Raw genomic sequence first — 24,657 nt, forward strand, 5'->3', positions numbered from 1 at the left:
CAGCGGCTTTTCAGTATTTGACTACCGACGTGTATCAGGGATAGAAACGCGGTTCAGGCTCCAGTTCAACATCAAAGCGTCGCTTGACCTGCTGCTGGATATAGCCAGCCAGCCCTTCAATAGCCGCTCGATCACCCCCACCCCAGTTCACCAGCACCAGAGCCTGTTCAGGATAGGTCCCCACTGCTCCCTGGCGATACCCCTTGAGGCCACAGCGATCGATCAGCCAGCCAGCTGCCAGCTTACAGCCGCCTGACGGATCCGGGTAGAACACAAGATCAGGCTCCTGCTCACGCAAGCGGTGACACTGCGCGGTACTGATCACCGGGTTCTTGAAGAAGCTACCCGCATTTCCCAGTCTCTCCGGCGCTGGCAACTTGCGCTGACGCACCCGACACACTGCCGCAAATACCTGTTCCGGTGCAGGATCATCCTGCCCTTCCAACTCAGCGCGCAAGGCGGCATAACCAGACTTGACCTGAGCCTTGGTACTCAATCTGAATTCAACCGCCGTAATGATATAGCGACCAGGCTCACCGGATTTGAACAGGCTGTCACGGTAGGCAAAGTTGCAAGCTTCAGCCTCCAGTAATCGCAGCCGTTGCTCCTGCCGATCGTACACCTCAACCCGATTGAGACAATCCTTCAACTCAACGCCATAGGCACCAATATTCTGCACTGGGGCAGCACCGACTGTACCCGGGATCAACGCCAGATTTTCAAGCCCGTACCAGCCCTGCTGCAAGGTACGCTCAACCGTCTCATGCCAGCCTTCACCCGCACCGACCCAAAGCAGGACCTCATCACCCTCAGTTCTGGACTCCCAGCGCCTGATCGCCATTCGGGCCACGACACCGGGTATGCGACGGCTTAACACCAGGTTACTGCCACCACCAAGCACCAGCAGCGGCTGAGGATCAACCTCCAACTGTCGCATCAATTGCGCCAACTGCTCAGTGTCGGTAATGCTGACCAACTGATCAGCCACGACATCAAAACCGAAGGTGTTCAGCCCGGTCAGCGAAGCCTCGCGTTCGGCAGATAATCCTGTTAACACTGCGACTCCTGCATCAGGTGGCGATAGAGCCCTTGACTGGCCTTCTCGACCAGATCAAGCACCTCTTCAAACCCCTGCTCACCTGAGCTGTAGTAGGGGTCCGGCACCTCCTTGTGCTTGATACTCTCAGCAAAATCGAGAAACAGCCCAAGATGACCACGAAAACCACGCGGACAGAGACTGCGCAGTTCACGCAGATTGGCTGCATCCATTGCCAGGATGTAGTCAAAGCTGTCGAAGTCGGCCAATTCGACAGCGCGCGCCCTGAGATGCTCCAGCGGATAACCGCGGCGACGGGCCGCAGCCTGGGTGCGAGTATCCGGCGGCTTACCGACATGGTAGGCTGCAGTCCCGGCGGAATCGATCATAAAACGTTCAGATGCGCCCTGCTGCTCGATCAGTTGCTCGAACACTCCATGTGCGGTCGGCGAGCGGCAAATATTGCCTAAGCAAACAAACAGAACGGAGGTTTTCTTGGTCACGGAAATACCTTCTTTACAAAGATGGCGGCAAATTTATTGTGCCGCCAGCAGCTCGGCAATACGTGCCAGGTCTTCAGGCGTATCAACACCGGTCGGCGGTGCTTCATCTGCGGCGTCCACATGAATTCCCACCCCATGCCAAAGCGCACGCAGCTGCTCAAGGCACTCGGTGTGTTCCAGCGGTGCCGGCGACCACCCCACAAAGTCGTTAAGCATCTTGACACGGTAGGCGTACATGCCGATATGACGCTGCCAGGAGAAACCTTCGGGCATCCTGTCCTGCTGCTGCATGAATGCATCACGCGGCCAGGGAATAGGAGCGCGACTGAAGTACAGCGCCATACCCTGATGATCGGTTACCACTTTCACCACATTAGGGTTCAGCAAGGCTTCAACGGTCTCAATTGGCTCCGAAAGTGTCGCGATTCCGGCAGTCGGCAGGGCCATCAGGTTATGTGCGACCTGATTAATGATGCGTGGCGGAATCAACGGCTCGTCACCCTGCACATTGACCACGATATCATCGGCATAAAAACCCAGTGTATGCACCACTTCCTGCAGTCGATCAGTGCCCGAAGGGTGATCCGGTGATGTCATGCATACTTCGGCACCGAAGTCCCTGGCCACCTGGGCGATGCGTTCGTCGTCGGTCGCGATGATGACACGCACCGCCTCACTCTCGCAGGCACGTTCATAGACATGCTGCACCATCGGCTTGCCGGCGAGATCTGCCAAAGGCTTGCCCGGGAAACGACTGGACGCAAAGCGCGCCGGGATGACAACGGAGAAGCTCATGACTTACTGACTCTCCTTCAGGCGCTCTTCAGTCGTCAGAGTACGCGCTTCCGATTCCAGCATTACAGGAATGTCATCTCGAATCGGATAGGCCAGACCACTGCTACGGCAGATCAGCTCATTGGTTTCTTTGTTCCACTCCAGTGGTGCCTTGGATACGGGGCATACCAGAATATCAAGCAGTTTCGGATCCATTTTGCTGTCCTGTATGTTGCGCTGACACCTGTGCCAGTCGCTGTAAAAATTGTGATTGGAACTGCGCCCCCAGCTGCGCATCGACTCGAAGCGCCCAACATCCCGTCGTCTGGAAGGCACGACATTTCACGGCATCCTTTTCCGTCATGATAATAGGTAATGGCGGATCAAAATCGAGCATTTCCGGTGTAATCTCGGCATGATCTGCCAACGGATGCTCGATTGGCTCAAACCCCAATGCCCTCAGTGTATCGAAAAAACGGACAGGATTGCCGATTCCGGCAACGGCATGAACCTGTTGCCCGTGAGGCCAGTGTGCAGGGTTCAACTCCGGTCCCGTGGTTAATGGTACCAGCATCGAAGGAACCAGCTGCATTTTCACCGGTGACTGTGCAAGCTCAGGAAGACCGGGGCAACGATCCGCACCATTGATCAGTACCCAGTCCACATGAGCAAGGCGCTCCGGCGGCTCACGAAGCGGCCCTTCCGGCAGACAGCGCCCATTTCCCAGGCCACGCACACCATCAATCACTGCAATCTCGAGATCCCGCGCAAGAGCATAATGTTGCAACCCGTCATCACTGATGATCAGGTCACAATCATGCCCTGACAACAGAGCTTCGACCGCACGCGGCCGATCGGGGTCGATGACCAGCGGCACGCCGGTACGCTGAACGATAAGACAGGGTTCATCGCCGCCTTCGCCAGGCGGGGTAAGGGGCGTCACCAGCCAGGGATGGGATTCAGGTTTGGCGCCGTAACCACGACTCACTACCCCGGGGCGGTAGCCTTGAGCCCTGAGTATCTCAATCAGGGCAATAACCAGAGGAGTCTTACCGGTACCGCCCACGCTGATATTACCAACGATCACCACAGGCACAGGATTACAGGCGGCAGCCGCACCTGTACGACGCTGGCGTTCGAATCGCCTCAATACCAGAGCCTTGAACAGAGATGACAGGGGGCGCAATAGCTTGAGCCAGCCAGCACCTGAATACCATGAACGCTCCAGTGACATCAGTCGCCAGCTTTCTGTGTCGCAATACTCAGGCGGGAGAAGCCAAGCTGTCCTGCCACATCCATCACGATCACCACTGCCTGATGCCGGGCATTGGCATCAGCCGTAATGACAAAGGGAAGATCACGCTGCTCCCCTGCCAGCTTCAAAATGGCCCGCTTCAACGTCAGCGCGTCACTGGTTACCAGCGGCTGGCCGTTAACCGAAAACTGCCCCTCTGCCCCGACAACCACATCAATGAACTCTACTTCATCTGCCATATCGCGGGCCTCAGTAGACGCCTCTGGCAGGCTTATACTGAGATGAGATTCCTGAGTAAAGGTGGTCGTAATCATGAAGAAGATCAGCAGCAAGAACACCACATCGATCAATGGGGTCAGGTTGATGTTGATCTCTTCACGTCGTTGACGTTGAAATTTCACCGCCACCTCCGCGCTTAGTGGATATCGACTTCGCGATCGCCATGAATGGCTTCAACCAGCTTGATTGATTCCTGCTCCATGGTTAGTACAAGACTATCGATACGGCGTTGAAAATAACGGTGCATGACCAGCGCCGGGATAGCCACCGAAAGGCCCGCCGCCGTGGTGATCAGGGCCTCGGAGATGCCCCCGGCCAGTATGCTGGCATTGCCCGTCCCCTGGATCATGATTTCCATGAACACCTTGATCATACCGATGACGGTACCCAACAGGCCAAGCAAAGGCGTGATGGCAGCAATAGTGCCCAAAGGGTTCAGAAATCGCTCAAGGTCATGCACCACATGAGACGCTTCTTCCTGAATACTCTCCTTCATGATTTCACGACCATGGCGTGAGTTGTTCAGACCAGAGACGATGATTCGCCCCAAGGGGCTAGCAGCACGGATTGCTGCAAGGCGCTCGGCCGTCAACTGCCGACTCTGGGTCAATTCCCAGACCTCAGCCAACAGACCCGACGGCGTGATCAATTGCGGGCGCAAAACCAGCAGTCGATTGCCACAGATTGCCAATGCCACAATGGAGCAGGCTACGATAGGCAGCATCAACCAGCCACCGGCAACAATAATCTCAAACACCTTGAACTCACCTCCTGTTAATGAGTCAACTCTATCACAGCATCCTTACCCGGAGTAAGGCGTTAACTGGCTGTCCAATAACGCTTTTTTGTCCGTCGATAGGCTTCAGCCGAACAGTGTTCCGAATCGGCAACCAATTTAATCGCCCCGGCCTCGGCCGTTTGCATCCAGGGGATGCCCCTCACTCCCAAACGGCTGACAACCGCTGCGTGCGGATGGCCAAATCGGTTGTTTCGACCCGCGCTAATTAACACCTTGTCCGGCTGTAACCAGTCCAGCAAAGCCCCCGTGGTTGAATCACGACTGCCATGATGCCCCGCTACCAGCCAGGTAACCGGCAGACGGTAACCACCTGAGAGAAGCCGGTACTCGCCACTGGCATCCAAATCCCCGGTCAACAGCAGGCTGCACCGGTCATTTTCGACACGTAGCACACATGAACGGTTATTGCTGCTGAGCGTATCGGGCCGTTGCACAAACGCACGTTGAAACCTGAACAGCACACCGCCCCATTGCCACTGTTGCTGCGAACACTGAACAGCACCGGGCAACGGCGTAGGCTCTCCAGCATAAAACCGACCAACCGTCAGATTATTGCTTAAAGCATCATAACCACCGGCATGATCACTGTCGCCATGACTCACCACCAGGGCATCCAGATGGCGTATACCCTGCATATCGAGCAGTGGCTGGATCGCGAATGGAAAAGCAGCACCACCACCGGGATAGCCTGGCCCGGTATCATACAACAGGGCACCACCGGCCGTTTCTATCAACACCGCCTGCCCTTGCCCCACATCAAATATCCATGCCGTGAATGCACCCTCATCCAGCTGTGGGTTCTGAGCCGATAGTACCGGAGCCAACATGGGAAATATCATGAATCGCTGCAGCATAGGCATCGGCAACAACAAGAGCACCGCGGCCAGCGCCAAAAGCACAAGATAACCGAATGAGACTGAAACCTCAGTGTGCAAGCCGGGCACTTCAGCGCACCAGCTCAACAGACCCCAGATCCCTGCTATGGATTCATCAACCAGTAAGACGATATCGCCGCTAAACATACATACCATCAGCAACGCCGGCAAAAACCAAAGCAACAGGGTCAGTAGCGGAACGGCGACAAGATTAACCGGAACCGACAGCAGGCTGAACTGATTGAACAGCGATACCATCAACGGCATCATGCCAATAAAGAGCACAAGCTGAAGTTTCACACCAAAACCGAGCTTCCCGGCAATTCCTCCCGGCTGGGCGGAGCATTGCCATAGCCAAAGAATCAACGCCACGGCCGCAAACGACAGCCACAGGCCAGCTTCGAGCACGGATAAGGGGTGTAAACTGACGATGACCAACAACGCCATGCGCCAGCGCTGCCAACCAGACAGGGGCTGAAGCAGCCAGCCACCCGCGATAAACACGGCCAACATCAGCCAGGCACGCTGCACGGGAATTCCCCAGCCAGACATCCAGGCATAGACACCAGCGATGCAGAGCGCAATCAACCCAGGCAGCATTCGCAAACAAGAGCCTTGCAAGCGCAGCATGAGTGCTGGTAGTTGCAGCAAGCGCCCCAGCCACCAGCCCAACGCGGCAATGATAGCCACATGCAACCCACTGACGACAAAGAGGTGCGCAGTACCCGTGACACGCAAGGTATCCCACTGCGCCGAGGTCAGACGGCTGCGATCCCCGAGCACCAGAGCTCTCAGTGTAACCGAGCCCGTTTCGCTGAATATCTGGTCAAACCAGTCGGCCAGGTACTGTCGCGCCTGCATTAGCGAAGGCGCAGCCGAGTGCTGATCGATCACCTGCCGGATGTAGCCACGCGCATCGATCCCCTGGCTGAGGTAGTAACGCTCAAGATCAAATGCAGCCGGGTTGCTCAAGCCTTGCGGCGACTTGAGTCGGACAATCAGCTGCAGCTGATCCCCCACCGCAAACGAGTGATCATTACCGTAATAGCTTGCTTTGATGAGGCGCAAGGGTCGAACGGCTGACGGCAGGGTGGAGGTATGCGAGGGGCGCAGCAAAAGGCTGTATTGCCCCGCGCGATAATCGGGCAAGCCGACGACTTCCGCTGCCAACTCCACATCACGTGGCGGCAGTTCAAAACGATGTGCCAATTGCCAATGACCATACAGACTGGCTATCAAGCCGCCACAGGCAAATAACAACGCCATCTTGCGAAGCGGTTTCAGGCAGGCAAATAATAGTCCAACCAGCACTCCCCACCAGGCCCAACTCAGCGAAGGAGCAAAAGCTACACCAATGATTCCAAGAAGATAAGCGATCATCCTTGATCCTTACGGTTGGCTTAACCAAGTTCTGGCGGCATAATGAGCGCACTCGCCAGAACCAGTGAATCTGTCTCAATGCCTCGCAAGCTGATTAAAAAATACATGCCCGATGAGAAGATGCTAAAGTCACACCGTCATCTCAGCTGGCTTGGCCGACACCTTCACGACCCCAACCTTTGGCACCTGACGCGCAAATCCGTTGCTCGCGCCTTCCTGGTTGGAATTTTTTGTGCCTTTTTACCCATTCCCGGTCAAATGATCGTGGCGGCACTTCTGGCAATTCTTGTTTCAAGCAACTTGCCCATCTCCGTGGGTCTGGTCTGGATAACCAACCCATTCACAATGCCACCCATTTTCTACGCGTGCTATCGTTTGGGTACCTGGATGTTGGGGATGGAGTCGGGGCCTGCCCACCAATGGTCATGGGACCTGGCAACCATGCAGGCCGAGTTCGCCTCCATCTGGTGGCCCCTGCTGCTGGGCAGCCTGGTCTGCGGAATTGCGTTCAGCCTTCTGGGTTATGTCACCATAAGCCGCTTCTGGATTTGGCACGTCGGCAGAAGCTGGCGCAAGCGAGTTCAACTGCGCAGCAAGCGCAAGCACAATTCGCATTGAATCAGGCTGTACGGCACTCGCTCAGAACACCGTCAACCAGCTCCAGTGCACGCTCCATCTGCCCCGCCAGCTGCATGTCATGAGTGACAATGACAAACGCAGTATCAAGCGTTGCATTCAGTTCGTTGAGATAGTTCTGCACATCTTCGGCCGTATGACGATCCAGGTTACCGGTAGGCTCGTCCATCAGCACGCAAGCAGGCTCATTCACCAACGCACGCGCAATCGCAACACGTTGACGCTCACCGCCACTCAATTGTGCGGGCTTGTGTCTAAGGCGATGCTGCAACCCAACACGCTCCAGCAATTCAACGGCACGTTCGGCTGCCCTGCCGCTGGCTTCTCCCGCGATCAACAGCGGCATCGCAACGTTCTCCAGCGCACTAAATTCATGCAACAGATGATGGAACTGATACACAAATCCCAGCTGGTGATTGCGCAGGCTTGAACGCTGGCGTTCATTAACCCCGTAGAGGGACTGCCCCGCCACCTGCACCTCTCCGGCGTCAGGCTTATCCAGGCCACCCAAAATATTGAGCAGCGTGCTTTTACCACTGCCGGAGCTGCCCACGATGGCAAGCCGCTCTCCCGAAGCCACTGTCAGATCGATTGATTTCAGGATATGGATCGGTTGGCCCGCTTCCTGATAGCTTTTATCGATACCCTGACAGGTCAGAACTGCCTTATTCATAACGCAGCGCCTCCGCCGGTTGAGTGCGTGATGCCCGCCACGCGGGATAGAGCGTCGCCACAAAACTGATCGCCAGGGCTGCCAGCGTGATAACTCCAACATCAAACCAGATCAATTGCGACGGCAAATAGCTGATGAAGTAAACATCGGCGGACAGAAACTGAATGCCAAGCATGCGTTCAATCCAGGCCACGAGGTCGGTGACCGTCAGTGCGAGCGTAACACCCAGCAACACTCCCAGAGCAGTACCAATAACACCGATCAGTATCCCCTGAACCATGAACACGCGCAGGATAACACCCGGCGTAGCCCCCATGGTTCTTAGAATGGCAATATCAGACTGTTTGTCAGTCACCACCATCACCAGGGTTGAAACAATATTGAACGCCGCAACAAAGACAATCAGCAACAGGAGCAAGCCAATCATGCGCTTCTCCATCTGAATCGCCTGAAACAGGTTACCGTGGGTGCGGGTCCAGTCATTGACATAGAGCGGACGGGACTGCCCCTGCGCAATGGCGCGCGCTTGCTGGGGGGCGCTGAACAGATCATCGAACTTGATACGCAGGCCATCCACATGACCCGCTGTCATACGCTTGATACGTGCCGCATCCGCCAAATGGATATAAGCCAGATTGGCATCCAGCTCGGCACCGACGGAGAAAACACCCACAACATCAAAACGTTTCAACCGGGGTATTACACCGGCCACGCTGATTGAAGCCTCAGGCAACACCAGCGTCACCTTGTCGCCGACACCAACACCCAGAAAGCGCGCCAGCAATTCCCCCAACACAATGCCATAACTGCCAGACTGCAGCTGAGCGATATCGCCTTCCTGCATATGCTGGCTGATAATGGATACGGTCGATTCGAGTTCAGGGTCAATGCCGTTAACCAATACCCCCTGAACACGACCACGGCTAGTCAGCATGCCTTGCGCCTGCACATAAGGAGCAGCGCCCTCAACACCTGGCTGCTGTAACACCTGATCACGCAGTGGCGACCAGTCCTCCAGCCCCTGATCGCCATAACCGGCCAGAGTGGCATGAGGCACCATGCCAAGAATGCGCTGGCGCAATTCACGGTCAAAGCCGTTCATTACGGACAACACGACGATCAGGGCCGCAACACCCAGCATCAGTCCGAGCATGGACACCAGAGAGATGAACGAAATGAAGTGGTTGCCGCGCTTCGCTGCGGTATAGCGCAAGCCGACAAATATCGATAATGGTCTAAACATGGTGCAGGATTAAATCACAGTTGTTGCGCAAGCTCTAACAGAATCGAAAAATTCATAACCGCTGCAGGCATTTACGTCGGCGCCCTGCAACATCACATGCCTTAGCAGGCGAATGCGTAGCTGCTATGATGGCGGTCGAAACTTTTCGATCAGCCCACTGGACCGCTATAGATGAGTCAAAAACCTCTGGATACGCCCCACCCCCGCCTCTATCTGCTGGCCACTGCTATCGGGTTCATTGGCCTGATCCTCTGGTTCTATGCCGGCCGCGAACTCGGCATCCTGCAATGGATGGTGGATTTTTTTCCGGCATCACACGCCGGCGCCGGCCTGATGGTTGCCATCATGCTGATGATGACGCCCGGCTTCCTGCTGTGGAAACTGTATAACCGCTGGATTGAGGCCCGCTTGCAGGTCAAGGGCCGTTATCTGGAAGATGACGTATATCTGCCGCCGAAGCAGGACAAAAAAAACCGGAGCTGATTGCTCCGGTTTTTTAAATAGCTGCCGGGGTTACAGATTGGCAATGCGGTTGAGACCTGAAATAGCCGCAACACGGTAGGCTTCCGCCATGGTCGGATAGTTGAAGGTCGTGTTGATGAAGTACTTCAACGTATTCGCTTCACCTTCCTGACGCATGATCGCCTGGCCGATATGGATAATCTCGGACGCCTGGTCACCAAAGCAGTGAATACCCAGAATCTGCAGCGTTTCACGGTGGAACAGAATCTTCAGCATACCAACCGGCTCACCGGAAATCTGAGCACGGGCTGTATCCTTGAAGAACGCTTGTCCCACTTCGTAAGGTACGCACTCTGAAGTCAGCTCTTCCTCGGTTTTGCCAATAGAGCTGATCTCAGGAATGGTGTAGATACCGGTCGGAACATCGTTGATGTATCGGAAATCATCCTCGGACAGCATATCGGCAGAAGCGGAACGCCCCTGGTCAAGCGCCGCCGACGCCAGGCTTGGCCAGCCAATCACATCACCAACAGCATAAACACCTTCGGCTGCAGTGCGGTAGTGCTCATCGATACCAAGCTGACCACGGCTGTTGGCTTCCAGACCAATATTTTCAAGCCCCATACCCGCGGTATTACCGGTGCGGCCGTTACACCAAAGGAAAGCATCTGCGCGAATACGCTTACCGGATTTCAGCGAGATGGTAACCCCGTGAGCATCACCCGTAACCGACTCATAGTCTTCGTTGTGACGGATTTTCACCGCGTTGTTACGCAGATGGTAACTCAGCGCGTCAGAGATCTCGTCATCAAGGAATGACAGCAGGCGGTCTCGCATATCGATCAGGTCAACCTTGACACCCAGGCCACTGAAGATGGAGGCATACTCACAACCAATAACACCGGCACCAAAAATTACCAACGTACGTGGCGTATGGCTCAGTTTCAGAATGGTATCGGAGTTATAGATACGCGGATGACTGAAGTCGATATCCGGCGGGCACCAGGGGCTGGAACCAGTCGCAATGACAAAGTTCTTCGACCGCAGGATTTCACGACCGCTGCTGCGGCCTTCAACCTGGATCTCACCCTGCTTGAGGAATTTGGCATGACCGAAGAATACATCGACACGGTTACGCGCATAGAAGTTAGTGCGCAGCATAACCTGATTGGAAATCACCTTCTCCGCACGCTTAAGCACCTTGGGGAAAGAGAACCAGCGCGGCTCACCGATATCACGGAACATCGGGTTGGTATTGAACTCAATGATCTGTTTGACGGAATGACGCAGCGCCTTGGACGGGATGGTGCCCTTGTGGGTGCAGTTGCCACCAACGGTATCCTGCTCCTCCACAATTGCCACCCGACGCCCCTGCTTGGCCGCATTGATTGCAGCCCCCTCACCCGCAGGACCGGAACCGATTACCACGACGTCATAGTCATATACAGCCATTACTTTCCCCTTAGTTGATCAAATCTGATGCTGACCCAAGTAACCTGCGGCCGAACACCAGCTTAGAGATCCCGATTACAACAACAATTAACCTTTAGCCTTAACTTCGTAGGCAAGTTCCGCCGGTGCCACCGCACCCTGGCGCTCCTGCTCTTCGTCACACTTGTTGGGGTCGCCACCGCAAATATCGCACACGGTATCCATGCCCAACGAAGCCATGCCGCCGCAGGATCCTGCGATCGGTTTACGACCGAGTAAAACACCAACTGACATGGCAACCACTATCAGCAACAATGCCGCGAAAGTCAGAATCATCGTCTCCATCACTACCCCCCAATGGATTCTTGCAGATAAGGATCAAATCCAGGTGTATATCGGGTTTCAAATCCCTCATCTGCCTTGCTAATAAACAGGGCTTTCAGACCCTGTTCGATGGCAAAATTGTAACCTTGTTCCTCGCCCATCACCATCAGGGCAGTTGCTAATGCATCCGCTTCAGCACAATTATCAGTAATCACCGTGACCGAAGCCAACCGATGCCGAATCGGATGAGCGGTCCGTGGATCTATGGTATGGGAATAACGGACACCACCCTCTTCAAAGTAATTGCGGTAATCACCCGAAGTCGCTACCGCCCCTTGCTGAATACTGATCACCTGCTGTACCTGACGCTCACCCGCCTGGGGCGCTTCAATCGCCAGGCGCCAGGGCTCATCACCCGGCTTCAAGCCTTTTATGCGCAGTTCACCACCAATTTCAACCAGGTAGCGCTGAATGCCATGAACTTCAAGCAACGCAGCCAACTGATCGACACCATAGCCCTTGGCGATGGCCGACAGGTCGACGTACTGATCATGCTCTTTGAGCACCGTGCCAGCAGCAGGATCCAAATGCAGGAATCGGTAGCCTATTTTTTCTTTCAAACGGTCAATGGCCGCTTGTTCGGGCTGATGGGTAATGCGCCCATCGGGGCCGAAACCCCACAGATTGACCAGCGGCCCCACGGTTACGTCAAAAGCCCCGTTGGTTTTGTCACTGACCTGTTGAGCCAGCAAAAGCACCTGCATTAATTCAGCACCGACAGGATGCTTAACACCAGTACCGACCTGGTTAAGAAGAGACAACTCGGAGTCATCAATATAGGTGGACATCTGCTGGTTGATTTTAGCCAGTAACACTCCCGCTTCACTGCGGATACCGGCCAGGCGACTGTCATCGGTATCGACCCATTTCATGCTGAAACTGGTCCCCATGGTCAAACCCTGGAAGCCAATAACCGACTCCCTGGGTGCCTGGTTACAACCCAACACCCCCAAAACAAAAACGGCCAGCAGCGAAGCTGCCAGCCATTTAGTCAGACGTATCTGATCAACCATCAATATCAGCCACCAAAGTCATCCAGCAGGATGTTTTCAGGCTCGACACCCAGATCTTCCAGCATCTTGATTACGGATGCGTTCATCATGGGCGGACCACACATGTAGTATTCACAATCTTCCGGCGCATCATGGTCACGCAGGTAGTGCTCATACAGCACGTTATGGATAAAGCCAGTGTAACCGGTCCAGTTGTCCTCAGGCTGAGGATCAGACAGTGCCAGATGCCAGGTGAAGTTCTCGTTCTCTTCCGCCAGCTGGTCGAACTCTTCCACGTAGAAGGCTTCGCGTACAGAACGCGCACCGTACCAGAAGGAGATCTTGCGGGTGGAGTTCAGACGCTTGAGCTGGTCAAAGATGTGCGAGCGCATCGGAGCCATACCGGCACCACCACCGATGAAGACCATTTCGTTGTCGGTATCCTTGGCGAAGAACTCACCGAAGGGTCCGTACACGGTGATCTTGTCACCCGGCTTCAGGCTGAACACGTAGGACGACATCTGACCCGGCGGAATCCCCTGGCTGCCCGGAGGCGGCGAAGCGATACGGATATTGAACTTAACAATACCCTTCTCTTCCGGGTAGTTGGCCATGGAGTAAGCACGGATAACCGGCTCATCAACCTTGGACACAAACTGCCACATGTCGAACTTGTCCCAGTCACCACGGAACTCAGGCTGGATATCAAAATCCTTGTAGTTCACGACGTGAGCCGGCGCTTCCAGCTGAACGTAGCCGCCAGCACGGAAGTCCACGTTTTCGCCTTCCGGCAGACGCAGGGTCAGCTCCTTGATGAAGGTTGCAACGTTCGGGTTGGACTCGACGGTGCATTCCCACTTCTTCACACCAAAGACGTCGTCTTCAACGTGAATCTTCATATCCTGCTTAACGGCAACCTGGCAGGACAGACGCCAGCCTTCCTTGCCTTCACGCAGGGTGAAGTGAGACTCCTCGGTCGGCAGCATTGAACCGCCACCTTCAGTCACCTGACATTTGCACTGCGCACAGGTACCACCACCGCCACAGGCGGAGGCCAGGAAGATCCCCTTGTCAGCCAGGGTCTGCAGCAGCTTGCCACCAGCCGGTACAGTGATCGACTTTTCCGGATCATCGTTGATCTCGATGGTCACATTGCCGGAGCTGACCATCTTGGCTCGGGCTGCGAGGATTACGGCAACGAGTGCAAGCACCACCGCCGTAAACATCACAACGCCGAGGATAATGACTTCTGTATTCATCAGTTTATCCTATCCTTTAAGCATTCCGTGTCGATCGCTTACAGCTGTACGCCGGAGAACGACATGAAGCCAAGAGACATCAGACCCACAGTGATGAAGGTGATGCCCAGGCCACGCAGGCCGTGCGGCACATCACTGTACTTGAGCTTCTCACGAATACCCGCCAGGGCAGCAATCGCCAGCGCCCAACCGATACCAGCACCCGCACCGTACACAACACTCTCGCCGAAGTTGTAGTCACGCTCCACCATGAACAGAGCTGCACCCATGATGGCGCAGTTCACGGTGATCAGCGGCAGGAATACACCCAGCGCGTTGTAGAGAGCAGGCACGAACTTGTCCAGGAACATCTCCAGGATCTGAACGATCGCGGCGATTACACCGATGTAGGAGATAAAGCCCAGGAAGCTCAGGTCCACGTCAGGATAACCGGCCCAAGCAAGCGCACCTTCACGCAGCAGATAGTTGAAGATCAGGTTGTTGACCGGCACGGTGATGACCAGCACCACGATAACGGCAATACCCAGACCAATTGCAGTCTGAACCTTCTTCGAGATCGCCAGGAAGGTACACATCCCGAGGAAGAAGGCCAGCGCCATGTTTTCAACGAAAATCGCCTTAACAGCAAGGCTGATCAGCTGTTCCATGATTTACGCAGCCTCCTTCTTGGTGTTCGGAGCCATTTCATACTCCGGTTTTTCAACCTGCTCCGGCTTCCAGGTACGGATGATCCAGATGAACATACCGATCAGGAAGAACGCACTCGGCGGCAGCAGCAGCAGACCGTTACCCTGGTACCAGCCACCGTTGTTGATCAACGGCAGGATTTCGATACCGAACAGGGAACCGGAACCGAAAAGTTCACGGAAGAAGCCAACGAACATCAGTACAGCACCGTAGCCCAGACCGTTGCCGATACCATCCATGAAGCTGGGGATCGGCGGATTCTTCATGGCGTAGGCTTCCGCGCGGCCCATTACGATACAGTTGGTGATGATCAGACCAACGAATACCGACAGCTGCTTGGAAATCTCGTAGGCAAACGCCTTGAGGAACTGGTCAACCACGATTACCAGAGAGGCAATGATGGTCATCTGAACGATGATTCGAATGCTGCCCGGAATGTGGTTACGGATCAGCGACACGAAAAAGTTCGAGAACGCCGTTACGGCCATTACTGCCAGGGTCATAACCAGGGCAGTTGACATGTTGGAGGTAACTGCCAGCGCAGAACATACACCCAGAATCTGCAGTGCGATCGGGTTGTTCTTGAAAATCGGCGTTACCAGAACGTCTTTAGTCTTGGACATGGATTAAGCCTCCCCTGCGCGCAGGTTGTTCAGGAACGGCGCATAGCCATTCTCGCCCATCCAGAACTGAACCAGGTGGGTTACACCATTACTGGTCAGCGTGGCACCGGACAGACCATCGATCTTGAACTCGGCATTCGGCGTAGACGCATCAACCGCACCCTTGATCAGGCCGATCTGGGGATCAGTGGTATCGTTGCCGTACACTTTTTTGCCGGGCCACAGCGCCTTCCAAGCCGGGTTGTCAACTTCACCACCCAGACCCGGAGTTTCAGCATGGGAGTAGAAGCCCAGACCGACAACAGTGTTCAGGTCGCCTTCCAGTGCCAGGAAGCCATACAGCGTAGACCAGAGACCCTTGCCATGTACCGGCAGAACCACTTTAGCCACACCACCTTCAGCATTCAGCACCAGGTAAACCGGCTTGATGTTCGCCTGGTATTTGATACCGGCAATATCATCTTTGCGAGCCAACTGAGTACCCTGCTGCGGATCCTTGGCAGCCTTGGTGTCGTCATAACCGGCCGGCATTTCGACAAACTTGCCACTATCGAGATCAACATAGCGCGTGGTGATCTGCTGGAAGAGTTCGTCTACGCTCTTGCTCGGATCAGAGATACCGGCAGCCGCAAGAATATTGCTCTTACGGTCAAGCTCCTTGTTGGCAACCTGCTTGGGCTTGAGGATAACCGCTGCAGAAGACACCACAACTGAGCAGATTACGCACAGCAGAATGGTGACCAGCAGAGTTTTGCCCATCGTATCGTTATTAGCCGACATTACGCTTCATCCTCCGCTTAATGTTCGCCTGTACAACAAAGTTGTCGATCAGCGGTGCAAACAGGTTGGCAAACAGAATCGCCAGCATCATGCCTTCCGGGAAGGCCGGGTTGGCAACACGGATCAGAACGACCATCACACCGATCAGGGCACCGAAGAACCACTTGCCGGTATTGGTCATGGAAGCAGATACCGGATCGGTTGCCATGAAGATCATGCCAAAGGCAAAACCACCCAGTACCAGGTGCCACCAGAACGGCAGGTTGAACATCGGGTTAGTTTCAGAGCCGATCATGTTGAACACGGTGGACATCGCCACCATACCCAGGAACACGCCAGCAACGATGCGCCAGGCCGCAATACGGGCAAAGAGGATGACCGCACCACCAATCAGAATCGCCAGTGTCGAAGTTTCACCTACAGAGCCCTGGATAGTACCGATGAAAGCATCGAACCAGGTCACATTGGCATTCAAGATCGCTTCAACACCACCCATGGCCGCCAGACCCAGCGGAGTCGCACCGGAGAAACCGTCAACCGCAGTCCAGATCGCATCACCAGACATCTGCGCCGGGTAAGCGAAGAACAGGAAAGCACGACCGGTCAGCGCAGGGTTGAGGAAGTTTTTGCCGGTACCACCGAACACTTCCTTGCCGATTACCACACCGAAGCTGATACCCAGCGCCACCTGCCACAGCGGAATAGTCGGCGGCAGAATAAGGGAAAACAGCACAGAGGTTACGAAGAAACCTTCGTTTACTTCATGGCCACGCTTCATGGCGAACAGCACTTCCCAGAAACCACCTACCACAAAAGTCGTGATGTAGATCGGCAACCAGTAGACCGCACCGTGAATGATGTTATCCCAGATGCTGTCCGGGCTAAAACCGGTCAGGGATGCCGCCAGGGCACCACGCCAGCCAGTGGACTCGGTCAGACCCAGTTCGGCCATAGCAGTATTGGCCTGCAGACCAACGTTGTACATGCCGAAGAAGATCGCCGGGAAGGTACACAGCCACACCAGAATCATGATGCGCTTCAGGTCAACACCATCACGTACGTGTGCCGCAGTTTTGGTCACATGACCCGGAGTGTAGAAAATGGTATCCACTGCCTCATACAGTGCGTACCAGTTTTCGTATTTGCCGCCTTTATGGAAATGCGGCTCCATTTTATCCAGAACGGTTCTCAAACTCATGACCAGCCTCTCTTACGCCTCTTGCTCGATGCGTGTCAGGTTGTCGCGAAGAATCGGACCGTACTCGTACTTACCTGGGCACGCGAAGGTGCACAGAGACAGGTCTTCTTCATCCAGCTCAAGACAACCAAGCTGCATCGCGGTCACGATATCGCCGGTCACCAGTGCACGCAGCAACTGTGTCGGCAGGATATCCAGCGGCATCAACGCTTCGAACTGTCCAACCGGAATCATTGCCCGCTCGGAACCGTTCGTCGTTGTAGTGAAATTGAACTTCTTGCTCGGAGAAAACACGGAAGCAAACATGTTCAGCACGGAGAACTTGTCGCTGCCCGGCGCAATCCAGCCCATGAAGTCGCGGCTATCACCTTCCAGCAACACGCTTAGCTGGTTGGCATAACGGCCCACAAAGGCTTGCGGCCCCATAGCTGTACGACCATTCCAGACGGAACCGTTGATGACACGATTCTTGCCTGCTTTAAGGCTTCCTGCTGACAGCTCTTCGGTAGAAGCACCTACGCGAGTGCGCAGCAGGCGCGGCTTGTCCACCTGGGGACCTGCCAAAGCAACAATACGCTCAGTTGGCAGACAGCCTTCAGTGAACAGCTTGCCGAAAGCAATCACGTCCTGATAGCCGATGGTCCAGACCGTTTTGGTCTGCGAAACCGGGTCCAGGAAATGGATGTGAGTACTGGCATTGCCGGCCGGGTGTTTACCGCCGAACTCTTCGACACGCACGCCGTCAACAGTCGGAACATTGGCTCCGCTCGCCTTGCACAGGAAGACCTGCTTACTGCCCATACGAGTCAGCAGTTTAAGGCCGTTGCTGAACGCTTCAGCCTGATCATTGATGATCAGTGCCGGATCAGCTGCCAGCGGGTTGGTATCAATTGCCGTAACGAAGATGGAGCTGGGAGTAGTACCAACCTGCGGTACACGGCTGAACGGACGTGTACGGAATGCAGTCCACAAACCAGACGCCAGCAGGTTTTCTTCAATCTGTTCGCGGGACAGTTTGCCCAGTTCGGCAGCGGGATAGCTGGCGAATTCAACAGACTCTTCCTGATCATCCAGTTCAATGACCACGGACTGCAGAACACGACGCTCGCCACGATTGATGGCACGCACGGTGCCGGCGCCGGGAGCCGTGTACTGAACCCCTTCTGTTTTCTTATCGGTAAAGATCACCTGACCGAGTTTCACCCGGTCACCCTCTTTGACCATCATTGTCGGCTTCATGCCGATGTAATCCTGGCCAAGCAGGGCCACAGTACGCACCTTGGAACCATCGTGAATGGTCTGTTCAGGCGCGCCTGCGATCGGTAGATCCAGACCCTTATTGATCTTGATCATTCGTCTCACCCAACTTTCTAAAATATTCAGGAGGCCTTCTGTTGCTCGAACGAAGCTGAACGCTGCATGAAACATGCTTCGTCATCGATCGACCAACCGAAAGATTTCCCACCAAAAAATCCCTGCAAGTATAACCGAGTCGGTTGTCATTTTGCTACAAACCACTGTTTTACTTAGGCGAATGGCGAATAAATTGTAATCGGTACGATAGACTTTTAGGATATATATATATTCTGCTTGGAAATATAAAATTAATCGCACAAAAAAGGCCGCTAACTTAGCGGCCTTCTCATCAACCAGCAGCAATCAGTGCTTGGCTTTCGGGAACGCGTCCAGGGTGCACTTGGCCAGATGCTGGGCCATGCGAATTACCTGGCAGCTGTAACCGAACTCGTTGTCATACCACACGTACAGTACGCAGCGATTGCCATCAACGATGGTCGCCAGCGCATCCACAACACCAGCAGCGCGCGAGCCGACAAAGTCGGAAGACACGGCTTCAGGCGAGTTGCTGTAGTCGATCTGCTTCTGCAGCTCAGAATACAGCGCAGCGTCACGCAGGTAGTTGTTAAGCTCTTCCTTGCTGGTTTCCTTACCCAGGTTCAGGTTCAGAATCGCCATGGAAACGTTCGGAGTCGGTACGCGAATGGCGTTGCCGGTCAGCTTGCCTTCCAGCTCCGGCAGAGCCTTGGCAACCGCCTTGGCAGCACCGGTTTCGGTCAGAACCATGTTCAACGCGGCAGCGCGACCACGACGATCACCTTTATGGTAGTTGTCGATCAGGTTCTGGTCGTTGGTGTAAGAATGAACGGTCTCAACGTGACCATTAACCACGCCAAACTGATCGTTGACCGCCTTCAGTACCGGCACGATCGCATTCGTGGTACAGGATGCCGCAGACAGGACACGATCATCATCGTTGACATCGTTGTGGTTCACACCCATTACGATGTTCTTCACACCCTTGCCCGGAGCCGTCAGCAACGCACGCGCAACGCCCTTGGATTTCAGGTGCAGTGACAGGCCAGCTTCGTCACGCCAGATACCAGTGTTATCGATTACCAGCGCATTCTTGATGCCGTACTGGGTGTAATCTACCTGGTCCGGACCATCCGCGAAGATCACCTGGATGTAGTTGCCGTTGGCGATGATCGCGTTATTCTCTTCATCGATCTGGATGGTGCCCTGGAAGGAACCATGTACGGAGTCACGACGCAGAAGGCTGGCGCGTTTTTCCAGATCGTTGTCGGCCTTACCCTTACGCACCACGATGGCACGCAGACGCAGAGAGTGACCACTGCCGGCACGATCCAGCATCAGGCGCGCCAGCAGGCGGCCGATACGACCGAAACCGTACAGCACAACGTCGGTGCTCTCATGAGCTTCAGCCGGCTCATTTGAAGCACCTGCCAGCTCTTCCTGCAGGAACGCCTGCAGAGTACGACCATTGCCTTCGTCGCGGAATTTTACCGCCAGCTTGCCAATATCGATGTGCGCATTGGTTACATCCATTTCAGCAACAGCTTCCAGGACCGGAAAGGTATCGACCACGGAGATCTCTTCACCTTCGATCTGGCGCACGAAACGGTGTGCTTTCAGGATATTGATCACAGACCGTTTAACGATCAGACGACCATAAACAGAGATTTCAATGTTACGGTCACGGTACAGACGGCCGACCAGGGGCACCATCGCTTCTGCGATTGCTTCGCGGGCTTTCCAGTCTGCAAAAATCAGTTCTTGGCTCACGGGGTAACTCCGAAATTGTCATCGCTCAATTTGGGTGCGCGCATTATCCTCTTTTCAGCGACCCGGAGCAAACCCAAGTTCCTAGACTTTGGTCCCGACCTTATTCCGAGGCTGCGCCAATGCCCGGCAACAGGTAAACTTCATTCTTTTCAGCAGGATCAAGGAGCCCAAGTTGTCAGCGCTATTCCGCATCCCTACCCCCAAAGGCCCGGGCGATCAAAAGCGACTGGGAAAGGTCATCGGCAGTGCCACCGGCCTGCTGATCGAACAGATCAGTCAGCAGCATACCGGCATGATCCTGCTGATCAGCCAGGATATGGAAAGTGCTGAGCGCCTGCTGCAGGAAGTACGGTTTTTCTGTGGTGACAGCCTGCCCGCATCCCTTTTGCCTGACTGGGAAACACTGCCCTATGACAGTTTTTCTCCACACCAGGACATCATCTCCAACCGTATCCAGACCCTGCACCAACTGCCGGACCAGCAACGCGGCGTCCTGATCGTTCCCGCATCCACTCTGCTACATCGCCTGCCGCCTGCCAGTTTCGTGACGGCCAATGCCTTGTTCCTGGAAACCGGCCAACGCCTGGACAGCATCGCCCTGCGCCAACGCTTTACCGATGCCGGCTACCATGCCGTGGACACGGTGTATGAACATGGAGAATTTGCCATCCGCGGTGCGATCATCGACCTCTTCCCTATGGGGTCAGACCAACCGCTGCGCATTGACCTGTTCGATGACGAGATCGACAGCATCCGCACTTTCGACCCCGAGACCCAGCGTTCCATCGACAAGGTTGAACGGGTGCGACTGCTGCCTGCCCGGGAATTTCCGTTCGACCAGAACGCCATTACCCGTTTCAAACAGCGCTGGCGCGAACGCTTCGACGTGGACCACACACGCTGTCCCGTGTATCAGGATGTCTCCAGCGGACTGACACCGCCTGGCATCGAGTATTACGCGCCGCTGTTTTTCGACCAGACCGCAACGCTGTTCGATTATCTGCCGGATAACACCCTGGTTTTGCATGACCAGGCCCTAAAAACCGCGTCTGATCATTTTTGTAATGACGCACGCACTCGCCACGATGAACGCAGCGGCGACCTGCAACGGCCTGTACTGAGCCCTGATGAACTCTTTCTGGCCACGGATGAGCTGTTTACCCGCTTGCGTGATTACCCGGTAACGCGCCTCAATACCGATCCCGAAGAGGTCAAGCCAGGCCGGGACAACCTGCCCTGCACGGAGCCACCGGACCTTGGCAGCAGCGAGACCCAGACTCCGCTGTCCCGCCTGAAGGCAGAACTGGACAACCACCCGCTGCCAACTCTCATCTGCGCTGAATCAGCCGGTCGTCGCGAGGCACTGCTGGAGCATGCTCGCAAGTCAGGACTGTCGTTAACCGAATGCAAGGACTGGCAGGACTTTGCCAGCCAGCGTCCCGTTCTGGGCATTACCACCTACCCGCTCGAGCTCGGCCTCTGCGTTGATGATCAGTTGCAACTGGTCACCGAGAGCCAGCTGTTCGGACGCCAGATTTTCCAGCGCCGTCGCCGCGAAAAAGAACAGATCGATGCCGATCAGGCCATTCGCCACCTGTCTGAATTGAGCATCGGCGCACCTGTGGTTCATATTGATCACGGTGTTGGCCGCTATCTGGGCCTGCAAACCATCAACGTCGATAAACAGACCGATGAGTTTCTGGTACTTGAGTATGCCGATGAGGCCAAGCTCTACGTACCCGTCGCCTCCCTGCACCTGATCGGCCGATATTCCGGAGCCAGCGACGAGTCCGCCCCGCTGCATAAACTTGGCACCGAGCAGTGGAGCAAGGCGCGCCGCAAGGCCGCTGAGAAGGTCAGGGATTCCGCCGCCGAGCTGCTCGATATCTATGCCCGTCGCGCCGCACGCAAGGGTTTCAGCTTCGAGTGTACTGAGGACGAGTATCTTCGCTTTGCCGCCAGCTTCCCGTTTGAGGAGACTCCAGATCAGGCCAACGCCATCAATGCCGTCGTAACGGACATGCGCGCTCCTTCACCAATGGACCGACTGGTCTGTGGCGACGTCGGCTTCGGCAAGACCGAAGTCGCCATGCGCGCCGCCTTTATCGCGGTGCAAAGTGGCAAGCAGGTCGCGATCCTGGTACCTACAACGCTGCTGGCGCAGCAGCATTTCGAGAATTTCCGTGACCGTTTTGCCGACTGGCCGGTCGAGGTCGAGCTGATCTCGCGCTTCAAAAGCGCCAAGCAGCAACAGGCCACCGTCGAGGCACTGGGCGAAGGCAAGGTCGATATTCTCATTGGCACCCACAAGCTGCTGCAGGGCGACATCCGTTTCAGTGATCTGGGCCTGCTGATCATCGATGAGGAACATCGTTTCGGCGTACAGCAGAAGGAACGCCTCAAGTCCCTGCGCTCCGAGGTCGACATCCTCACCCTGACCGCAACCCCGATCCCGCGCACACTGAATATGGCCATGTCCGGCATTCGTGACCTGTCCATCATTGCGACACCACCTGCGCGTCGACTGTCGGTCAAGACCTTTGTGCGCCAAAGCGACCAACCAATGATCAAGGAAGCAATCCTGCGTGAGCTGCTGCGTGGTGGTCAGGTGTATTACCTGCATAACGAGGTTAAAACGATCGAGAAGGTCGCCGCCGAGATCAATGACCTGGTGCCCGAAGCCCGTGTCGCCATCGGTCACGGCCAGATGCGTGAGCGCGAGCTGGAGCAGGTGATGAGCGATTTCTATCACAAGCGTTTCAATGTACTGGTCTGCACCACGATTATCGAGACTGGCATTGATGTCCCCAGTGCCAACACCATCATCATTGACCGCGCTGACAAATTTGGTCTGGCCCAGCTACATCAGCTGCGTGGCCGTGTCGGCCGCTCACACCACCAGGCCTATGCCTACCTGCTGACACCGCCACCGAAGCTAATGACACCTGATGCGGTCAAGCGCCTGGAAGCGATCGGCCAATCAAGCACGCTCGGCGCCGGCTTCACCCTCGCCACCCACGATCTTGAGATCCGCGGAGCTGGCGAACTACTCGGTGAAGAGCAAAGCGGTCAGATGCAGAGCGTTGGTTTCAGTCTCTACATGGAGATGCTGGACCAGGCGATCAAATCGATCCAGGAAGGCAAGACACCCGACCTGGACAAGCCGCTGCATCACGGCAGTGAGATCAACCTCCACCTTCCGGCCCTGATTCCGGAAGACTACATCCCGGACGTACACAACCGCCTGATCCTGTACAAGCGCATCGCCAATGCGGACAGTGCCGCGGCACTGGACGAGCTGCAGGTCGAGATGATCGACCGCTTCGGCCTGCTGCCGGAGCCTACCAAAAACCTGCTGCGCCTGACCCACCTCAAACTGCGCGCAGAAGTGCTTGGCATCGTCAAACTGGATGCCGGCGACAAGGGCGGCCGCATCGAGTTCGAAGCCGAGCCGAATGTCGACCCCATGACGCTGATCACCATGATTCAGCGCCAGCCGGACCGTTTCCGTCTGGACGGCGCCAGCATATTGCGTTTTACTCAGCCCATGGAAAAGGTCGCCTCCCGCTTCGAAGCGGTTGAACGCCTGCTGACCCAACTGTCCCCCAAGGAGAATTCGTAACTCATGGCCTCCCTATTGCGCCGCTCACTGGCACTGGCTGCCCTTACCACCCTGCCGACAGTCGTCCAGGCTGCAGATCTGTACAAGGTGGAAATGCTGGTATTCAGCCATGAAAACTCTAACGGGGTCGAGCAGGAATACTGGCCAGAGCAGCCACCACTGGATCTGAGCGCCAGCCTCTACCCGCAACCCTGGGATGGCTATCCGCTGGCCAACTTTGAAGAACTGCCCCAGAACGACCTGGTTCTGGGTGGCGATGCTGCCGCGCTGTCACGTAGCGGTGGCTATAAGCTGCTGTACCATCGCGGCTGGCTGCAGTCGATCGGGGGCAAGTCCGGGGCGCGAGAGGTGCGCATCAAGGCCGATTTTGACGACTACCAGCTGGATGGCAGCCTGAAGGTTTACAAAAACCGCTTCCTGCATGCCCAGCCGACACTGGAACTAACGGCATCCGCGCCATTACCGATACAACAGCCAGAGCGACTGAACCCAACCGAGACGGACTCCTCTATTGAAGTCGTCACCCCAGTGGATAACCTGACAGGCAGCACAGACCGTTGGCGCATGACTCAATCACGCCGCATGCGATCCAACGAGACCCACTACATTGACCACCCGCGCTTTGGCGTTCTGCTGCGCATTCGCTCGCTGAACTAGAGCTTCA

Annotated in this window: 24 protein-coding genes; 4 read left to right on the plus strand and 20 right to left on the minus strand. The window is 55.5% G+C overall.

The genetic code is table 11. The features are described from left to right. Positions 1–34: 34 nt before the first annotated feature. The 8 genes from murB to ABD013_RS05250 all read right to left on the minus strand — a co-directional run bounded on the left by murB (position 35) and on the right by ABD013_RS05250 (position 6,901). Positions 35–1,057 carry a UDP-N-acetylmuramate dehydrogenase gene (gene murB, locus ABD013_RS05215; protein WP_343803240.1) on the minus strand — a complete coding sequence of 341 codons (1,023 nt, stop codon included), beginning with the start codon at positions 1,055–1,057 and terminating at the stop codon, positions 35–37. Next, entirely contained in the window at positions 1,051–1,539 is a 489-nt protein-coding gene (locus ABD013_RS05220; RefSeq protein WP_343803243.1) for a low molecular weight protein-tyrosine-phosphatase, read from the minus strand. The genes murB and ABD013_RS05220 overlap by 7 nt, the downstream gene beginning before the upstream one ends. 33 nt (positions 1,540–1,572) lie before the next feature. Next, on the minus strand, positions 1,573–2,334 hold the full coding sequence (gene kdsB, locus ABD013_RS05225; protein ID WP_343803247.1) for a 3-deoxy-manno-octulosonate cytidylyltransferase: 762 nt from the start codon (positions 2,332–2,334) through the stop codon (positions 1,573–1,575). A gap of 3 nt (positions 2,335–2,337) precedes the next feature. After that, positions 2,338–2,529, minus strand: coding sequence for a Trm112 family protein (locus ABD013_RS05230; RefSeq protein WP_343803250.1), 192 nt, complete (start codon positions 2,527–2,529; stop codon positions 2,338–2,340). Next, positions 2,510–3,547: a tetraacyldisaccharide 4'-kinase gene (gene lpxK / locus ABD013_RS05235; protein ID WP_343803253.1), complete on the minus strand. Its 1,038-nt coding sequence runs from the start codon at positions 3,545–3,547 to the stop codon at positions 2,510–2,512. The genes ABD013_RS05230 and lpxK overlap by 20 nt, the downstream gene beginning before the upstream one ends. Continuing rightward, positions 3,547–3,969: an ExbD/TolR family protein gene (locus ABD013_RS05240; RefSeq protein ID WP_343803256.1), complete on the minus strand. Its 423-nt coding sequence runs from the start codon at positions 3,967–3,969 to the stop codon at positions 3,547–3,549. Before ABD013_RS05240 ends, lpxK begins: the two co-directional genes overlap by 1 nt. Before the next feature lie 14 nt (positions 3,970–3,983). After that, positions 3,984–4,604: a MotA/TolQ/ExbB proton channel family protein gene (locus tag ABD013_RS05245; RefSeq protein WP_343803259.1), complete on the minus strand. Its 621-nt coding sequence runs from the start codon at positions 4,602–4,604 to the stop codon at positions 3,984–3,986. 62 nt (positions 4,605–4,666) lie between these two features. Then, entirely contained in the window at positions 4,667–6,901 is a 2,235-nt protein-coding gene (locus ABD013_RS05250) for a DNA internalization-related competence protein ComEC/Rec2 (RefSeq protein WP_343803262.1), read from the minus strand. A 42-nt stretch (positions 6,902–6,943) separates the two neighbouring features. Here ABD013_RS05250 and ABD013_RS05255 point away from each other — a divergent pair, with 42 nt between their 5' ends. Continuing rightward, complete coding sequence (locus ABD013_RS05255) at positions 6,944–7,519, plus strand: DUF2062 domain-containing protein (protein WP_343803265.1); 576 nt, start codon at positions 6,944–6,946, stop codon at positions 7,517–7,519. A gap of 1 nt (position 7,520) precedes the next feature. Here the strand turns inward: ABD013_RS05255 and lolD are convergent, their stop codons facing one another. Both lolD and ABD013_RS05265 read right to left on the minus strand, forming a co-directional pair. Next, positions 7,521–8,210 carry a lipoprotein-releasing ABC transporter ATP-binding protein LolD gene (gene lolD / locus ABD013_RS05260; RefSeq protein ID WP_343803268.1) on the minus strand — a complete coding sequence of 230 codons (690 nt, stop codon included), beginning with the start codon at positions 8,208–8,210 and terminating at the stop codon, positions 7,521–7,523. Then, positions 8,203–9,453: a lipoprotein-releasing ABC transporter permease subunit gene (locus ABD013_RS05265; RefSeq protein ID WP_343803271.1), complete on the minus strand. Its 1,251-nt coding sequence runs from the start codon at positions 9,451–9,453 to the stop codon at positions 8,203–8,205. The genes lolD and ABD013_RS05265 overlap by 8 nt, the downstream gene beginning before the upstream one ends. A 171-nt stretch (positions 9,454–9,624) precedes the next feature. On the opposite strand from ABD013_RS05265, the gene ABD013_RS05270 reads away from it, so the two are divergent. Further along, positions 9,625–9,936, plus strand: coding sequence for a hypothetical protein (locus ABD013_RS05270; protein ID WP_343803274.1), 312 nt, complete (start codon positions 9,625–9,627; stop codon positions 9,934–9,936). Between the two features lie 30 nt (positions 9,937–9,966). On the opposite strand, the gene sthA is transcribed toward ABD013_RS05270, so the two are convergent. The 10 genes from sthA to ABD013_RS05320 form a co-directional block, all read right to left on the minus strand. Beyond that, entirely contained in the window at positions 9,967–11,367 is a 1,401-nt protein-coding gene (sthA, locus tag ABD013_RS05275) for a Si-specific NAD(P)(+) transhydrogenase (RefSeq protein ID WP_343803277.1), read from the minus strand. 87 nt (positions 11,368–11,454) lie between these two features. Beyond that, positions 11,455–11,691: a (Na+)-NQR maturation NqrM gene (gene nqrM, locus ABD013_RS05280; RefSeq protein ID WP_343803280.1), complete on the minus strand. Its 237-nt coding sequence runs from the start codon at positions 11,689–11,691 to the stop codon at positions 11,455–11,457. A 2-nt stretch (positions 11,692–11,693) separates the two neighbouring features. Further along, a complete protein-coding gene (locus tag ABD013_RS05285; RefSeq protein WP_343803284.1) occupies positions 11,694–12,743 on the minus strand; it encodes an FAD:protein FMN transferase in 1,050 nt (349 codons plus the stop codon). A 5-nt stretch (positions 12,744–12,748) separates the two neighbouring features. Continuing rightward, a complete protein-coding gene (nqrF, locus tag ABD013_RS05290; protein WP_343803287.1) occupies positions 12,749–13,981 on the minus strand; it encodes an NADH:ubiquinone reductase (Na(+)-transporting) subunit F in 1,233 nt (410 codons plus the stop codon). A 38-nt stretch (positions 13,982–14,019) separates the two neighbouring features. Then, positions 14,020–14,628, minus strand: a complete 609-nt coding sequence (nqrE, locus tag ABD013_RS05295) for an NADH:ubiquinone reductase (Na(+)-transporting) subunit E (protein ID WP_343803290.1) — start codon at positions 14,626–14,628, stop codon at positions 14,020–14,022. A gap of 3 nt (positions 14,629–14,631) precedes the next feature. Beyond that, positions 14,632–15,291, minus strand: coding sequence for an NADH:ubiquinone reductase (Na(+)-transporting) subunit D (locus tag ABD013_RS05300; protein WP_343803293.1), 660 nt, complete (start codon positions 15,289–15,291; stop codon positions 14,632–14,634). Positions 15,292–15,294: 3 nt separating this feature from the next. After that, positions 15,295–16,071, minus strand: coding sequence for a Na(+)-translocating NADH-quinone reductase subunit C (locus ABD013_RS05305; RefSeq protein WP_343803296.1), 777 nt, complete (start codon positions 16,069–16,071; stop codon positions 15,295–15,297). After that, positions 16,061–17,269, minus strand: coding sequence for an NADH:ubiquinone reductase (Na(+)-transporting) subunit B (locus tag ABD013_RS05310; protein WP_343803299.1), 1,209 nt, complete (start codon positions 17,267–17,269; stop codon positions 16,061–16,063). Before ABD013_RS05310 ends, ABD013_RS05305 begins: the two co-directional genes overlap by 11 nt. A 12-nt stretch (positions 17,270–17,281) precedes the next feature. Continuing rightward, the gene (locus tag ABD013_RS05315) at positions 17,282–18,622 is read right to left on the minus strand and encodes a Na(+)-translocating NADH-quinone reductase subunit A (RefSeq protein WP_343803301.1); all 1,341 of its coding nucleotides are present in this window, start codon (positions 18,620–18,622) and stop codon (positions 17,282–17,284) included. A gap of 306 nt (positions 18,623–18,928) precedes the next feature. Further along, positions 18,929–20,371: a glyceraldehyde-3-phosphate dehydrogenase gene (locus tag ABD013_RS05320; RefSeq protein WP_343803303.1), complete on the minus strand. Its 1,443-nt coding sequence runs from the start codon at positions 20,369–20,371 to the stop codon at positions 18,929–18,931. A 172-nt stretch (positions 20,372–20,543) separates the two neighbouring features. On the opposite strand from ABD013_RS05320, the gene mfd reads away from it, so the two are divergent. Beyond that, a complete protein-coding gene (gene mfd, locus ABD013_RS05325) occupies positions 20,544–23,993 on the plus strand; it encodes a transcription-repair coupling factor (RefSeq protein WP_343803304.1) in 3,450 nt (1,149 codons plus the stop codon). A 3-nt stretch (positions 23,994–23,996) separates the two neighbouring features. After that, positions 23,997–24,650: a peptidoglycan binding protein CsiV gene (locus ABD013_RS05330; RefSeq protein WP_343803306.1), complete on the plus strand. Its 654-nt coding sequence runs from the start codon at positions 23,997–23,999 to the stop codon at positions 24,648–24,650. Positions 24,651–24,657 lie beyond the last annotated feature (7 nt).

Source organism: Marinobacterium maritimum (assembly GCF_039523155.1).
Taxonomy (GTDB): Bacteria; Pseudomonadota; Gammaproteobacteria; order Pseudomonadales; family Balneatricaceae; genus Marinobacterium; species Marinobacterium maritimum.